The organism is Brucella sp. H1_1004 (genome assembly GCF_047308065.1).
GTDB classification, from domain to species: domain Bacteria; phylum Pseudomonadota; class Alphaproteobacteria; order Rhizobiales; family Rhizobiaceae; genus Brucella; species Brucella pseudogrignonensis_B.
Map to the genome: position 1 here is coordinate 1 of NZ_JAYKZA010000003.1, position 13209 is coordinate 13209.

Below are 13209 nucleotides of genomic sequence, written 5' to 3' on the forward strand. Positions count from 1 at the left end.
GTGGCGATGGCCTCGGTCGCGCCGCCCAGGCCGAGCTACCGGCCCCGGCTGCCCACCAACATCGTCCCAGATGGTCTTCTCTCCGACGCCCAACTCGAAACCGTCATCTACGCCGGCGAGGCGCATGCCGACTTCCTTGCCGGGTCGTGGACGCTCGATGAAACCTTCGACGTCGTCTCGGCCGCCCCCGACGATGCGCCGAACGCCGTGCGCTTCCGCCGCGGCTTCATGCTTGGCGACGGCACCGGCGCGGGCAAGGGTCGTCAGTCGGCCGGCATCATCCTCGACAACTGGATGCAGGGCCGTCGCAAGGCGGTGTGGATCTCGAAATCCGACAAGCTGCTGGAGGACGCGCAACGCGACTGGTCGGCCCTCGGCATGGAGCGCCTGCTGGTCACGCCGCTGTCGCGCTTCCCGCAGGGCAAGGACATCACGCTCTCGGAAGCCGTCCTATTCACCACCTATGCCACGCTACGGTCCGACGACCGGGGCGAGAAGCTTTCCCGCGTCAAGCAGATCGTCGAATGGTTGGGCTCCGATTTCGATGGAGTGATCATTTTCGACGAGAGCCACGCCATGCAGAATGCCGCAGGCGGCAAGGGCGAACGCGGCGACGTCGCCGCCTCGCAGCAGGGCCGTGCGGGCCTCCGGCTCCAGCACGCCCTGCCGAATGCGCGCGTCGTCTATGTCTCGGCGACCGGCGCGACCACCGTCCACAATCTCGCCTACGCCCAGCGCCTCGGCCTCTGGGGCGGCGAGGACTTCCCGTTTTCGACCCGCGCCGAATTCGTCGAGGCGATCGAGGACGGCGGCGTCGCGGCGATGGAGGTGCTGGCCCGCGACCTGCGCTCGCTCGGCCTCTACACGGCCCGCTCACTCTCCTACGACGGCGTCGAATACGAACTGGTCGAGCACCACCTCACTCCCGAGCAGACCGGCATCTACGACGCCTATGCCGGCGCCTTCGCCATCATCCATAACAATCTCGACGCCGCCATGCAGGCCGCCAACATCACCGGCGACAGCGGCACGTTGAACCGCCAGGCCAAGTCCGCGGCTCGCTCAGCCTTCGAATCCGCCAAGCAGCGCTTTTTCGGCCATCTGCTGACCTCGATGAAGACACCGACCCTGATCCGCTCGATCGAGCAGGACCTGGTCGACGGCCATGCCGCCGTGATCCAGATCGTGTCGACCGGCGAAGCCCTGATGGAGCGCCGTCTCGCGGAGATCCCGACAGAGGAATGGAACGACGTCCGGGTGGACATCACCCCGCGCGAGTACGTTCTGGATTACCTCGCCCATTCCTTCCCGGTGCAGCTCTATGAACCCTTCACTGACAGCGAGGGCAACTTGTCGTCGCGGCCGGTGTTTCGCGACGGCCAGCCCGTCGAGAGCCGCGACGCCGTTGCCCGTCGTGACCGCCTGATCGAGAGGCTCGCTTCGCTGCCGCCGGTCCCCGGCGCGCTCGATCAGATCGTCCAGCGCTTCGGCACCGATATCGTGGCGGAGGTGACGGGACGTTCTCGCCGCATCGTCCGCAAGTCGGGTGCCGACTCCATGACCAACCCCGGCGGCATCAACCGCCTCGCCGTGGAGAACCGCGCCGCCTCGGCCAATCTGGCCGAGACGCAAGCCTTCATGGACGACCAGAAGCGCATCCTGATCTTCTCCGATGCCGGGGGCACCGGACGCAGCTATCACGCCGACCTGTCGTCGCGGAACCAGCGGCTGCGCGTCCACTATCTGCTTGAGCCGGGCTGGAAGGCCGATGCCGCCATTCAGGGCCTGGGCCGCACCAACCGGACCAACCAGGCGCAGCCACCGCTGTTCCGGCCGATCTCGACCGACGTGAAGGCGGAGAAGCGCTTTCTTTCGACCATCGCCCGCCGCCTCGACACGCTGGGCGCGATCACGCGCGGCCAGCGCCAAACGGGCGGCCAAGGCCTTTTCCGTCCCGAGGACAATCTGGAGAGCCACTACGCCCGCGACGCCCTGCGGCAACTCTACCTGCTGTTGGTGCGCGGCAAGGTAGAGGGGTGCTCGCTTCAGATGTTCGAGGACGCCACGGGCCTCTCGCTGATGGATTCCACCGGCATCAAGGACGAACTGCCGCCGATCACCACCTTCCTGAACAGGTTGCTGGCGCTGACCATCGAGCTTCAGGGCGTCCTGTTCACGGCGTTCGAGCAACTGCTGAACGCCAAGATCGAAGGCGCTATCGCTTCCGGCAGCTACGACGTCGGGCTGGAGACGCTGCAGGCCGAGAGCTTCATCGTCACTGATCGCCGGACCATCCACGTTCATTCCGGCACCGGCGCCGAGGCCCGGCTCCTGACCATCACCCAGCGCCACCGCAACCGGCCGGTGACGCTGGCCGAGGCACTCGATCATCTTGGCGACGCGGGCGCGAGGCTACTGATCAACGAGCGCTCGGGCCGCGCCGCCGTGCAGATACCAACCACCAGCATCATGCTGGACGATGGCGAGATCGAACGGCGCGTGCGGCTGATCCGGCCGATGGAGGCGCACAACATTCCCATCAAGATGATGGACGAGACCCATTGGGTGCAGGCGGAGCGGATCGCCTTCACCGCGGCATGGGATGCCGAGGCTGCCGAGGTGCCGGAGTATGCCGATAGCACCATCCATGTTGTCAGCGGGCTATTGCTGCCGATCTGGAAGCGGCTGCCGAACGAATCGACGCGGGTTTATCGACTCCAGACCGATGACGGCGAGCGCATCGTCGGCCGCCGCGTCTCCCCCGCATGGGTGGCGGGCGCGCTCGCGACCGGCACGTCAACCCTGACGCCCGACGACGCGTTCATAGCGCTGATGGACGGCAAAACCATCCTCGATCTCACCGAGGGCCTTCAGCTTCGTCGCGTCCGGGTCATGGGCGCCAACCGCATCGAGCTGTCAGGCTTCACCGACGCCATGCGAGATCGCCTGCGCACCTATGGCCTGTTCCACGAAATCATCTCGTGGAAGCTACGGATGTTCGTCCCGACCGATACGACCGGGGCTGCGATCCTGGCCAAGGTCTTGGAGCGCTATCCCGTCGAGCGCATCGGCGAGCGGGAGGCGGCGTGATGGCTAGGCAGGACGCCTCCGAACTGGCATTCCGTCTCGGTCGGCAGGCCGAGGCGGTGTGCCGCCACTACCTCTCTGCCGGTCATCGGGAGGGCCGCTATTGGCTGGTCGGCGATGTGCGCAACACGCCCGGCCGCTCGATGTTCGTGCGGCTAAAGGGCGGCGAAATCGGCAGGGGCGCGGCTGGCAAATGGACCGACGCCGCCACCGGCGAGCATGGCGATCTACTTGACGTCATCCGTGAGAGCTGCGGCCTTGTGGACTTCAAGGACATCGCCGATGAGGCGCGTACCTTCCTGTCGATGCCCCATCCTGAACAGGACCGTCCGCATGGTGGCGAGCGCAAATCACCGGCGCCATCCGGATCACCGGAAGCGGCACGCCGGCTCTTTGCCATGGCGCAGCCGATCTCGGGCACGCTCGCAAAGACGTATCTCCGTACACGCGGCATTACGGATTTGCACGGAACCGGAAGCCTGCGCTTCCATCCCCGCTGCTACTACCGGCCTGACGAGCACTCCCCGACCGAGACCTGGCCGGCGATGATCGCATCGGTCACCGATCTCGCCGGGCATAAGACCGGCGCGCATCGCACCTGGCTCGCACCTGACGGCTCGGACAAGGCCCCGATCGACACGCCGAGACGGGCGATGGGCGACCTCCTCGGGCATGCCGTTCGCTTCGGTGTGGCGGGTGAAGTGATGGCGGCGGGCGAAGGCATCGAAACGATGCTGTCGCTCAGGATGGCGCTGCCCACCATGCCGATGACGGCGGCCCTCTCGGCGGCACATCTCTCGGCAATCCTGTTCCCCGACACGCTGCGACGGCTTTACATCGCCCGCGACAATGATCCGGCCGGCGACAGTGCGATGACGACGTTGATCGAACGGGCGAACGCGGCCGGGATCGAGGCGGTCGTGGTGTCTCCGCGCCTGGGCGATTTCAACGAGGATCTCCGCCTGGCGGGGCTGGACAGCCTCCGGGCAGCGACCCGGGTGCAGATCGCGCCACAGGACGTCGCACGCTTCATGTCGCTGGCGGCATAGGCCGCAAGGAGAATGCAGGCGGCGGCAGCGCCGTCGCAGGCATCGCTCGGATAATCTTGAGGTCGGAGAGAACCGCGCCCCGGCCTTCGAGAGGGCGATCGGCCAGCAAACGGCCCGGACCCGCAACGCCTGCGGCGGACTATTTTCCGGCGCGGCCAGAGGCCGCTTTCCATCGCGAAACAAAATAGCCCGCCTTCGTCATCCTCCGCTGTGCTCCGGCCCTCCGCTTCGCTGCGGGTGCAAGTCCGAACCGCCCGCCGGCTTTCGTCGCCATGAAGGCCGCGAGGGTCGCGGTCGAACCGACGGAGCATCCCGATGAGCGAGCACGACGACTTTGAGCCGCATCACGCCTCTTCACCCACCGACCATGTCCTGAGCGAACTCCAGCTTTACGGCTACCGTCCCTTCACGGATGAGCCCGATCCACGACCGCTTCCGGAGGGGGACCATATCGCTGGCGCCATCGCCGATATCTTCGACGCCCTGATCGTCACTCTGGAGGACACCCGCCTCGAGCCCGACCTCGACGATCTCCTCTGGTCGACGGTCAACGTCTTCCACCGCGCCAACGAACGGATCGAGCGCGAGTTGGACGACAACGAGCAGGCGCAGCGTCGCGGTCAGCGCGAACAGGATGGCAGCGAAGTAAAGGCCGTCGAGCTGGAACGCCTGACGGCGGAGGGCCAAACCATGATTGAACGCCGCAACACCTTCGAGTTAATGCGCGACCAGGCCGCCGAACACTATGAGCGCCACACCGGGTCGAACTGGCGTCCCCGCAGCGGGTCGATGGTCAACCACCGCAATCTCACCTCGGCGATGATCGACAGCCGGGACTTCCTTGCCGCCAAGAAGCGCACCGACAATCAGGTGCTGCTACCCGCCGGCCCGAAAATCGCCTTCACCGGCGGGCTCGACTTCAACGATCACCACCTGATCTGGACCAAGCTCGATCAGGTTCACGCCAAACATCCCGACATGGTGCTGCTGCACGGCAAGTCGCCGAAGGGCGCCGAAAAGATCGCGGCCAAATGGGCCGACACCCGCAAAGTGCCGCAGGTCGGCTTCGCGCCCGACTGGACGAAACACGCCAAGGCCGCACCGTTCAAGCGCAACGATCAGATGCTCGACGTCCTGCCGATCGGGGTCATCGTCTTCCCCGGCACCGGCATCCAGGACAACCTGGCCGACAAGGCGAAGAAGCTCGGCATCCCACTGTTCGATTTCCGCCCGAAGGGAGGTGGCGCGTAAGCGCCGCCTCTCACAGCATTTCGGGTCGAAACAGCGATCTGCGGCTGATGACCTTGCCGGACACCACGAACACGCCGTCGCCGGTATAGTGCAACGTCTCGGGATGTTTTGGCGACGTGGCGACATGCGCCTTCACCACCTCGAAGATGAAGAAGTTGTACTTGTCGACCAGTGCATCGTCATGAAGGCGGCATTCGAAGCTGGCATGGCATTCGCCGATGAGCGGCGCATTGATCTCGCTCGCGTCTTCCGCCGTGAGGTCGAACTTGGCGAACTTGTCGATTTCGGCTCCCGACGTATTGCCGATCCCGACCACGGTATCGGTCAGCGCCGTCGTCGGCAGATTGATCACACACTCCCGGCTCTCGCGGATCATGCGGTGACTGTGATTGCCGCCGGAGATCATCAGGCCGACCAGAGACGGCGAGAATTCCAGGATCGTGTGCCAGCCGAGCGTCATGATGTTCGTCGCGCCCTGCCACTTCGACGACACCAGCACGATCGGGCCGGGTTCCAGATAGCGCCGCACCTGGCTGACGGGGAAGTCGATGTTCTTAGGCAACTTCGGCACGGGCGTCCTCTTCGGCTGTTGGGCTTTGCACGACCATACCCGCCCATGTCGGCAGCATCACGACCGGCAGCATGGCGACGATGCTTCGGCGCGAAAGCATTGAACGGGCGATCCCATCGTGGCCCCGGTCATGGCGGAAAACCATCTCTCGCTTCCATTGCGCTGATCCTTGGTCCAGCCGCTGGCCTGACGCCATCAACCCGTAAAGGGTCGGACTACGCAAAGCGTGCCGCCGCTCCGGCTTTGCCTGCGCGGTGATTGCGGCCATCGGTCGGACACATCGGGCGCCTGTCGCGCGGGAGATGGTCTCCCGCCTCCAAGACAGGAGCCGGTCACATGTCCCTCAATCAAGCTCACGCATACGCCTTCAGCCTCGCCACCACCCTCATGGTCTCCATCGTCATCTTCCAGGCCGGCGACGGCACCATGGGCGTCATGCCCGCCGGCGAATATGACGGCGATTTCGCCGCCATCATTCACGAGGTCGATCCCTTCGCCCGCTGACCACGGGCAAGGCGTCACGGCGGCAAGCGGAAGTCCTACGGGATTTCCGCTCCCGTCCTGCCTTCTCTTCGGCTACACTATCAATGCGCCGTGGTGGTGGAGGCGCAACCGTCAGACCTTTATCTCACGGAGAACACCACCATGATCTTCATCGGCATCATCTCCAGCATCGCGGCGATCGGCGTTCTCTGCTGGCTGCTGTTCACACTGGCCGTCGTCGCGCTGCCGTTCTTCGCCGGCGTCAGCGCCGGGACATGGGCCTATCAGACCGGCGCCGGCTGGCTCGGCGCGATCATCGTCGGCCTTGTCGCTGCCGCACTCACACTCGGCCTCGGGCAGTTCCTGCTCGCCTTTATCCGTCCGCTCTGGATACGCCTCGCGATCGCTGTCGCGTTCGTCGCGCCTGCGGCGCTCGCCGGCTACCACGCGACGCATGGCATCGTGAAACACACCGTGCCCTCCGACACCTGGCAGATCATCTTCTCCGTCATCGGCGCGATTGCCGTTGGCGTAACGTCGCTGATCCGGGTGACAGGAATGGCCGCACCCGGGCCAACCGTGCAGAACGTCGCGCGCGCTTGAACATCCTTACCGGGGGCGGACGGACGACCGGTTAATGTATGACCTTTCGCGCTCCCCGTCGTCAGTGTCGTTGTCAATGGCGTTGATCGGATCGACGGCTGACCCAGCCGGCGCGCCATTCCCCGGTGATGGTGCTGGGGGCAATGCCGTGACGGCGTGCCCGATGACGGTAGAAGTGTCGGGAGAAGGCGATCTCGCGGGCAACGGGCAGGAGTCGGCGGGACGTACCGTCTGGCGGAGCTGGTCTGAACCGCGGTGTCAGGCTTCGTCCCGGTCCATCGGTGCGGGATGGTCGCCACGTTCTCCTGTGATGCGTCTCTGTCAGGTCGACCGCTCCAAAACGGCCTCTTCAATGGGCTGATCTGGCCGAAGGTCGGCTGCGCCTCGATCGCCTATGCCGCAACAGCGGCGTCGAAACTTTCTTCCCCTGCCGGCTGCGCCGTCATTCCTCGCGCGCCAAGAAAGCCCCTCCTTTGCTGTCAGGCCCCATCCCCACCCCAGCGCGCAAGCGCGCTGGGGACCCCGAGGTCGGGGTGCGCCGTCAATCGCCTCCGGCCTGTCGATCGCCATCGAGGCCGCAATGGTGCGGGCTCGGAACAGAGTTCAAGGAGAACTACCATGGCGACCATCGGCACCTTCAAGAAGACCGGCAACAACGAGTTCAACGGCGAAATCGTCACTCTCAGCGTCCAGACGAAGAACGTCCGCATCGTCCCCGAGGCCCGCGCCACCGGCGAGAACGCCCCCAGCCACCGCGTCTTCGTCGGCCGCGCCGAGATCGGCGCCGCCTGGTCCAAAACCTCCAACGAGGGCCGCGCCTACCTGGGCCTGAAGCTCGACGATCCCAGCTTCAACGCCCCGATCTACGCCAACCTCTTCGACGACGAGGAAGGCGAAGGCTTCAGCCTCATCTGGTCCCGCCCTAACGGCCGCCGCAACGGCGAGTAAGGGTAGCGCGACGCCCCGCCCGGACAAACCGGGCGGGGCCAAACGCCTGCGCGAACCGAATCAGTTCGCGGCAATGCGATTAAAACGAGGCGCCAAAAAGCCAGAACCGCTGGCCCCAGTCCGCAAGAACGACTATTATAGCCGTAGTTCTAGCGTGCGAGTAGGTCCAAGTGGGAGGTGATCATGCATGATCACCGCCCGACAATCGCGGGCCGCACGCGCGTTGCTGGGTTGGACACAGGAGACGCTCGCTGACAAGGCCCGGGTATCACTGACCGCGTTGAAGCGCCTCGAATCCGACAGCGGACTTGGGGTGTATGAATCGACTCGCGATCAGGTCCGGCGCGCCTTTGAGGCCAGCGGCGTCGTCCTGCTCAACTCCGGCCAAAGCGTGGGAGTGATGCTGGTTGGTGACAAGGACAACCCTTGACGACTTTTTCGGGCGAACCCGCCCGACCATCCTGATTTTGCGTCAAACCGCGGCGGTGTGGCACGGGATATCATTACGGTTAACAAACCGCTCCAAATTGGATACGAATGACTCGTGGGGCTCATCGTGACCAACGCAGAATATCTGGACGAACCGCCGCTCGGGGCGGCGCTCACCGCCTACGATCAGGCGCATCTCAAACTGTACCTCAGGCTGCTCGACGCCGAGGCGGAAGGTGCGGCTTGGGAAGAAGTGGTCGAACTTCTGTTCGGACTTGACCCCGCAGCCGAGCCCCGTCGAGCAGCCCAGATTCATGCCACTCATCTCGCCCGCGCCAAATGGATGACCGAAAACGGATACCGCCATCTCCTCCGTGCGGGTTACCATTGAGCGGCGACGTGATGCAGGACCTGCATCACGTTCGTCTGCCTTCGAACTTCCCAAGCTAAACTCAACTTGGAATCGTCTCTCATGCACAACTCGCGTTCAACGCGGGCATGGGAGAACAGAGGATGCCCCAGGAGAGCGATTGGCGGTCTAGCGACGCCTACGATTATATTGATCAACTCCATACTTCAGATCTCGCTTGGGAGTTCCTCCGGCGAAACCGCCAATATCGCGAGTCTTACTATGAGCTTGCTCGCGGCGGGCAGGTAAGCGGCGAGCAAGCCCGCCGCTTCGCAGAGCAATGGGGGTTATCCTTTCGCTTTGGACCCGGCGCTTACTGCCCTCCGCCAACCGGTCTTTTGGACCCCGATCACCGACCCCGGCGCCGTTCTGCTCGAACCGCAGCCTGCGCTTTTGGGCGCCCCGGCTGCCGCTGACGACGTTCTGCGGTCCCACGCAATCTTTGAAGCTGACGGCCGTCACGCACGGCTCGCCGTTCGCGATGAAAACATCAACGTGACCTTTCTGCCGCCAACTGACGGCAGGGGACTCGTTGCCGTGGTCATCCTGGACGAAGATACCCCCGACCGGCTCTACGCTATCAGCCGCCTGTGGGCTGCGATCCGCGGCCGCCCTCTCCCTGCCGACAACCGCATGACCGAGCAGCGGCGTCAGCGCGCCCCGCAAATGCTGCGGGTCGTCGACGCACGTCTTGCCGGGGCGACGTATCGGTCGATCGCAGAATCCATGTTCCCTACGCATAAGATCGATGCCGCCTCCTGGGCCGGGGACGCTCTGCGGGAAACCACCATCCGGCTGGCACGCGACGGCCTAAAACTCGTCGAAGGCGGTTACCGTTCGCTTCTCCGTCGACCCCGCCGATCATAGCCCGTCGTCGACCGCCCGAGGCGTGTCGAAATTAGATACCTATCTTCGACATCGTCCGACCCACCGCCTTCACGCCACCGTGCTCTCGAACCGCCGCCTGACGGCAGCGGCCCCCGATGAGACCACGGAGGCTCGACAATGGCCGAAACTACCGCCGGCATCCCGCCACGCTACCTGCGCACGCAAGAAGCCGCCCGCTTCCTTGGACTGTCGGAGCGCACGCTTGAGAAGCATCGCACCTACGGGACCGGCCCGGCTTATCGGAAGCTCGGCGGCCGAGTCGTCTACGCCATCGAGGATCTCCAGACCTGGGCCGACCGCGGCCTCGTCAACTCGACCTCCGACCCGCGCGGCTCAGTGCTTCCCGCCAAGAGGCAGGAGTCATTGGACCGCCGCCTCGCCGGCCGCCAGCCGCGCTGAGACGACCGGCCATGTCGTCCCGCCCGCACCACCGCGACGAGCGCGCGCAGCTCGATCTGTTCCGGGCGCTGCCCGGCGATCTTGCGCCGCGCGATGCGCAGGACCTCATGGCCTATCCGTTCTTCTCGCTCGCCAAATCGAAGCGCCTGACACCGATCGACTTCAAGGCCGGTTCGGTGAAGATCCGCGTCGAAGCCGTGCCCGAACACGGCATGGCGACGATCTGGGACGCAGACGTCCTGATCTGGGCGGCCTCGCAGATTGTCGAAGCCCGTGACGTCGGCCTGCGCCCGTCTCGCCTCATGGCGACCACGCCCTATGAAATTCTGAACTTCATCGGACGCGGCGTCTCGCTGCGCGATTACGACCGCCTGAAGGCCGCGCTCGACCGACTTCAATCCACCACCATCGCGACCTCGATCCGCCAGCCCACCGAGCGGCGGATGCACCGCTTTTCCTGGATCAACGAATGGAAGGAGCGCGCCGATCACCGCGGCCGGCCGCTCGGGCTCGAACTGATCGTACCCGACTGGTTCTACGGCGCCGTCCTCGACGATGCTTTGGTCCTCACCATTGACCGTGACTATTTCGGGCTGACTGGCGGCCTGGAGCGCTGGCTGTACCGCCTCGTGCGCAAGCATGGCGGCAAGCAGGAATTCGGCTGGAGCTTCGATTTCCCGCATCTCCACGCAAAGTCTGGCAGCCTCTCGCCGCTCAAACACTTCGCCTACGACCTGCGAGACATCGTTCGCCGTCAGCCGCTACCCGGCTACCGCCTGACCATCGAGCAATGCGTCGGCGGGCCCGAAATCCTGTCCTTCGTACCAACCGATCCCGACGCGCTCGGCATCCCGCGCGGCCGTCGCCGCTCGACAACTCGACCTGGGGATAAGCTGTGAATCATCTCGTGCTATCAGGGACCGGCGCTATCGTGCCATCGGGGACCGGACTCTCGTGCTATCGGGGACCGGAATCGTCGATTCCTCGCGCTGAATCAGCAGCTTGCGAGCCCCGTAACTTATCTAACCTAGATTCCTACGGAATCTTTCTAACGCAAACGCGTTTTTCGACCGCTGTGGACGAGTCCCCGATCGCCGGGAGACCGTCATGATCGTCGCGTTCCTCAACCAGAAGGGCGGCGTCGGAAAGACGACGCTCGCCCTCCATCTCGCCGGTGAATGGGCTCGGCATGGGCAGCGCGTCACGCTGATCGACGCCGATCCGCAAGGCTCCGCGCTCGACTGGTCACAGCAGCGCGGCCGGGAGGGATTGGAGCGGCTGTTCGGTGTTGTTGGCCTGGCCCGCGACACGCTCCACCGCGAAGCGCCGGAGCTGGCGCGCGACGTCGATCATGTCGTCATCGACGGACCGCCGCGTGTCGCCGGTCTGATGCGTTCGGCACTGCTCGCCGCCGATCTTGTACTGATCCCGGTGCAGCCGTCACCGCTCGACGGCTGGGCGTCGGCCGAGATGCTGACGCTGCTCAGCGAAGCGCGGATCTATCGACCGGACCTCAAGGCGCGGTTCGTGCTGAACCGCTGCGCGGCCCGCACGATCCTCGCCCGCGAAACCGCCGAGACGCTCGCGGAACACGATCCCCCGCCGCTCCTCACCACGATCGGTCAGCGCATCGCTTTCGCCGATGTCGTGCAGACCGGACGGCTCGCAGCCGAACAGGACGATACATCGCCCGCCGCGCGCGAGATCGCCGCGCTCGCTGCCGAAGTCACGAGGATCGGGGCATGAGCGAGCAGTCCTCGAAACGCCGCTTCGCGTCCCGCCCTGCCGATCCGGAAAGCTGGATCAAGGCGCCGGACCGTCCGTCGCCGCGCGCGGAGGCCGCCGCCGATTTCACCGCCAGGCTGACGATCGACGTCACCGCCGACATGCGCGGCCGGATCAAGATCGCCGCTTTCCAGCGCGGGCAGACCGTCGCCGACATGCTGCGCGCCCTGTTCGAGCGCGAGTTCCCAACCAGCGAAGGAGGACCACGATGATCGGCGTCGCCGACACGTCGGTGCGCAGCAGCTTGCTGCCTGCGATTACTACCGATGCCCCGACCCATGTCGAGCTGACGTGGATCGAGAATAAGATCGAATTCTGGATCAGGTTCGGTCGCGAGGCCGCCGAACAGATTCTCGACCGCCGCCGCCGCGTCGTCTCGTTCGCGCCGGACAGCGTCTTCGCCTTTGTTCGCTGGACCTCCAACGACTACGGCACTGCGCTTTCGCGGCTCGACATTGTACGCGCCGTTCGTACCGGCGAGCGCTGCCAGACCCTGCCATTCGTGCGCCCCGGTGGCGACATCCTGTTGCGCGCCGATGGATGGCCTAAGGTCGAACGCGTACTTCAGCTCATCGACGCGATCGAGGCGCGGGACATCGATGCGACGGATGTTTCGCCCGATCACTGGCGACACGTCCACAACCGTCTGACGGTCGGTGAAGCGCCCCGCGCCTATGACATGCAGCAGCATCGCGCCTTCCTCCTGCGCCGGGAGATTGGCGCATGACCCGCCTCGGCTATGCCTTCGCGACGACTGCCGCCGTATCGCTGCTCGGCATCACGTCGATCGCGTCATTCGCACCAAAGCTGGTCTGGAATGCCTCGGCCAGCACGCCGATCGGTCTGTATGCGATCGGCGAACCCGGCCGGGTCGACGTGACGGATCTGGTCGCCGTGCGCGCGCCAGAGCCGCTCGCCACCTTCCTTTCGGATGGCGGATATCTGCCGCGCGGCGTTCCGCTGATGAAGCACGTTGCTGCGCTTCCCGGGCAACGTGTGTGCAGAACCGGGCTCGCCATCACGGTCGATGCCGTGCCGATGGGCGATGCGCTGGACCGCGATCGTCGCGGTCGCTCGCTGCCGATCTGGCAGGGCTGCCGCATGGTCGCGGACGGCGAACTGTTCCTGATGAACTGGCAGGTCCGCGACAGCCTCGACGGCCGCTATTTCGGGCCTCTCCCCGCCAACTCGGTCATCGGCCGGGCCACACCCCTCTACACCGACGAGGACGGCGATGGCCGCTTCGTCTGGCGCGCGCCGACGCGGTGACGGCACGCCCATGACCTTGTCCACCGCAATCTGAAGGA

General features: G+C 65.2%; 19 protein-coding genes. 17 read left to right on the top strand and 2 right to left on the bottom strand.

Annotated elements, in window-relative coordinates; translation table 11 throughout:
- The 3 genes from U2P60_RS18560 to U2P60_RS18570 form a co-directional block, all read left to right on the top strand.
- Positions 1–3090 (top strand): strawberry notch family protein (locus U2P60_RS18560; protein ID WP_413573882.1); only part of this gene is annotated, 3090 nt, incomplete at its 5' end.
- The gene (locus U2P60_RS18565; protein WP_413571929.1) at positions 3090–4136 is read left to right on the top strand and encodes a toprim domain-containing protein; all 1047 of its coding nucleotides are present in this window, start codon (positions 3090–3092) and stop codon (positions 4134–4136) included. The genes U2P60_RS18560 and U2P60_RS18565, both read left to right, overlap by 1 nt.
- Positions 4137–4451: 315 nt before the next feature.
- Positions 4452–5387, top strand: a complete 936-nt coding sequence (locus U2P60_RS18570) for a DUF2493 domain-containing protein (protein ID WP_151690334.1) — start codon at positions 4452–4454, stop codon at positions 5385–5387.
- 10 nt (positions 5388–5397) lie between these two features.
- On the opposite strand, the gene U2P60_RS18575 is transcribed toward U2P60_RS18570, so the two are convergent.
- Positions 5398–5958: a flavin reductase family protein gene (locus tag U2P60_RS18575; protein ID WP_151690335.1), complete on the bottom strand. Its 561-nt coding sequence runs from the start codon at positions 5956–5958 to the stop codon at positions 5398–5400.
- Positions 5942–6226 carry a hypothetical protein gene (locus U2P60_RS18580; protein ID WP_151690336.1) on the bottom strand — a complete coding sequence of 95 codons (285 nt, stop codon included), beginning with the start codon at positions 6224–6226 and terminating at the stop codon, positions 5942–5944. The genes U2P60_RS18575 and U2P60_RS18580 overlap by 17 nt, the downstream gene beginning before the upstream one ends.
- A 68-nt stretch (positions 6227–6294) precedes the next feature.
- Here U2P60_RS18580 and U2P60_RS18585 point away from each other — a divergent pair, with 68 nt between their 5' ends.
- The 14 genes from U2P60_RS18585 to U2P60_RS18650 all read left to right on the top strand — a co-directional run bounded on the left by U2P60_RS18585 (position 6295) and on the right by U2P60_RS18650 (position 13171).
- Positions 6295–6462 (top strand): hypothetical protein, encoded by a 168-nt coding sequence (locus tag U2P60_RS18585; RefSeq protein ID WP_192799400.1) that lies wholly within the window; start codon positions 6295–6297, stop codon positions 6460–6462.
- 141 nt (positions 6463–6603) lie between these two features.
- Entirely contained in the window at positions 6604–7044 is a 441-nt protein-coding gene (locus U2P60_RS18590; RefSeq protein WP_323873643.1) for a hypothetical protein, read from the top strand.
- Positions 7045–7078: 34 nt separating this feature from the next.
- On the top strand, positions 7079–7405 hold the full coding sequence (locus U2P60_RS18595; RefSeq protein WP_413571931.1) for a hypothetical protein: 327 nt from the start codon (positions 7079–7081) through the stop codon (positions 7403–7405).
- Positions 7406–7662: 257 nt separating this feature from the next.
- On the top strand, positions 7663–7992 hold the full coding sequence (locus U2P60_RS18600; RefSeq protein ID WP_151690338.1) for a DUF736 domain-containing protein: 330 nt from the start codon (positions 7663–7665) through the stop codon (positions 7990–7992).
- Between the two features lie 187 nt (positions 7993–8179).
- Positions 8180–8422: a helix-turn-helix domain-containing protein gene (locus U2P60_RS18605; RefSeq protein ID WP_151690339.1), complete on the top strand. Its 243-nt coding sequence runs from the start codon at positions 8180–8182 to the stop codon at positions 8420–8422.
- A gap of 126 nt (positions 8423–8548) precedes the next feature.
- Positions 8549–8812, top strand: coding sequence for a DNA -binding domain-containing protein (locus U2P60_RS18610; protein ID WP_210251400.1), 264 nt, complete (start codon positions 8549–8551; stop codon positions 8810–8812).
- A gap of 122 nt (positions 8813–8934) precedes the next feature.
- Complete coding sequence (locus tag U2P60_RS18615; protein WP_366849330.1) at positions 8935–9246, top strand: transcriptional regulator domain-containing protein; 312 nt, start codon at positions 8935–8937, stop codon at positions 9244–9246.
- Complete coding sequence (locus U2P60_RS18620) at positions 9131–9697, top strand: DUF2285 domain-containing protein (RefSeq protein WP_235918394.1); 567 nt, start codon at positions 9131–9133, stop codon at positions 9695–9697. Before U2P60_RS18615 ends, U2P60_RS18620 begins: the two co-directional genes overlap by 116 nt.
- Positions 9698–9835: 138 nt before the next feature.
- Positions 9836–10117 carry a helix-turn-helix transcriptional regulator gene (locus U2P60_RS18625; protein WP_151690341.1) on the top strand — a complete coding sequence of 94 codons (282 nt, stop codon included), beginning with the start codon at positions 9836–9838 and terminating at the stop codon, positions 10115–10117.
- Positions 10118–10128: 11 nt separating this feature from the next.
- Positions 10129–11016, top strand: coding sequence for a replication initiator protein A (locus tag U2P60_RS18630; RefSeq protein ID WP_151690342.1), 888 nt, complete (start codon positions 10129–10131; stop codon positions 11014–11016).
- Positions 11017–11224: 208 nt separating this feature from the next.
- On the top strand, positions 11225–11863 hold the full coding sequence (gene parA / locus U2P60_RS18635) for a ParA family partition ATPase (RefSeq protein ID WP_092160966.1): 639 nt from the start codon (positions 11225–11227) through the stop codon (positions 11861–11863).
- Positions 11860–12114 (top strand): hypothetical protein, encoded by a 255-nt coding sequence (locus U2P60_RS18640; protein WP_151690343.1) that lies wholly within the window; start codon positions 11860–11862, stop codon positions 12112–12114. Before parA ends, U2P60_RS18640 begins: the two co-directional genes overlap by 4 nt.
- Positions 12111–12629 (top strand): DUF2840 domain-containing protein, encoded by a 519-nt coding sequence (locus tag U2P60_RS18645; RefSeq protein ID WP_151690344.1) that lies wholly within the window; start codon positions 12111–12113, stop codon positions 12627–12629. The genes U2P60_RS18640 and U2P60_RS18645 overlap by 4 nt, the downstream gene beginning before the upstream one ends.
- The gene (locus tag U2P60_RS18650; protein ID WP_103243958.1) at positions 12626–13171 is read left to right on the top strand and encodes a S26 family signal peptidase; all 546 of its coding nucleotides are present in this window, start codon (positions 12626–12628) and stop codon (positions 13169–13171) included. The genes U2P60_RS18645 and U2P60_RS18650 overlap by 4 nt, the downstream gene beginning before the upstream one ends.
- Positions 13172–13209: the final 38 nt, after the last annotated feature.

Bases quoted from the DNA above. Each gene is read 5' to 3' on its own strand.
- U2P60_RS18600 (WP_151690338.1), top strand. From the start codon at position 7,663: ATGGCGACCATCGGCACCTTCAAGAAGACCGGCAACAACGAGTTCAAC.
- parA (WP_092160966.1), top strand. From the start codon at position 11,225: ATGATCGTCGCGTTCCTCAACCAGAAGGGCGGCGTCGGAAAGACGACG.
- U2P60_RS18645 (WP_151690344.1), top strand. From the start codon at position 12,111: ATGATCGGCGTCGCCGACACGTCGGTGCGCAGCAGCTTGCTGCCTGCG.
- U2P60_RS18580 (WP_151690336.1), bottom strand. From the start codon at position 6,226: ATGGCCGCAATCACCGCGCAGGCAAAGCCGGAGCGGCGGCACGCTTTG.
- U2P60_RS18640 (WP_151690343.1), top strand. From the start codon at position 11,860: ATGAGCGAGCAGTCCTCGAAACGCCGCTTCGCGTCCCGCCCTGCCGAT.
- U2P60_RS18585 (WP_192799400.1), top strand. From the start codon at position 6,295: ATGTCCCTCAATCAAGCTCACGCATACGCCTTCAGCCTCGCCACCACC.
- U2P60_RS18605 (WP_151690339.1), top strand. From the start codon at position 8,180: ATGATCACCGCCCGACAATCGCGGGCCGCACGCGCGTTGCTGGGTTGG.
- U2P60_RS18615 (WP_366849330.1), top strand. From the start codon at position 8,935: ATGCCCCAGGAGAGCGATTGGCGGTCTAGCGACGCCTACGATTATATT.
- U2P60_RS18595 (WP_413571931.1), top strand. From the start codon at position 7,079: ATGTATGACCTTTCGCGCTCCCCGTCGTCAGTGTCGTTGTCAATGGCG.
- U2P60_RS18590 (WP_323873643.1), top strand. From the start codon at position 6,604: ATGATCTTCATCGGCATCATCTCCAGCATCGCGGCGATCGGCGTTCTC.
- U2P60_RS18565 (WP_413571929.1), top strand. From the start codon at position 3,090: ATGGCTAGGCAGGACGCCTCCGAACTGGCATTCCGTCTCGGTCGGCAG.
- U2P60_RS18630 (WP_151690342.1), top strand. From the start codon at position 10,129: ATGTCGTCCCGCCCGCACCACCGCGACGAGCGCGCGCAGCTCGATCTG.
- U2P60_RS18570 (WP_151690334.1), top strand. From the start codon at position 4,452: ATGAGCGAGCACGACGACTTTGAGCCGCATCACGCCTCTTCACCCACC.
- U2P60_RS18625 (WP_151690341.1), top strand. From the start codon at position 9,836: ATGGCCGAAACTACCGCCGGCATCCCGCCACGCTACCTGCGCACGCAA.
- U2P60_RS18650 (WP_103243958.1), top strand. From the start codon at position 12,626: ATGACCCGCCTCGGCTATGCCTTCGCGACGACTGCCGCCGTATCGCTG.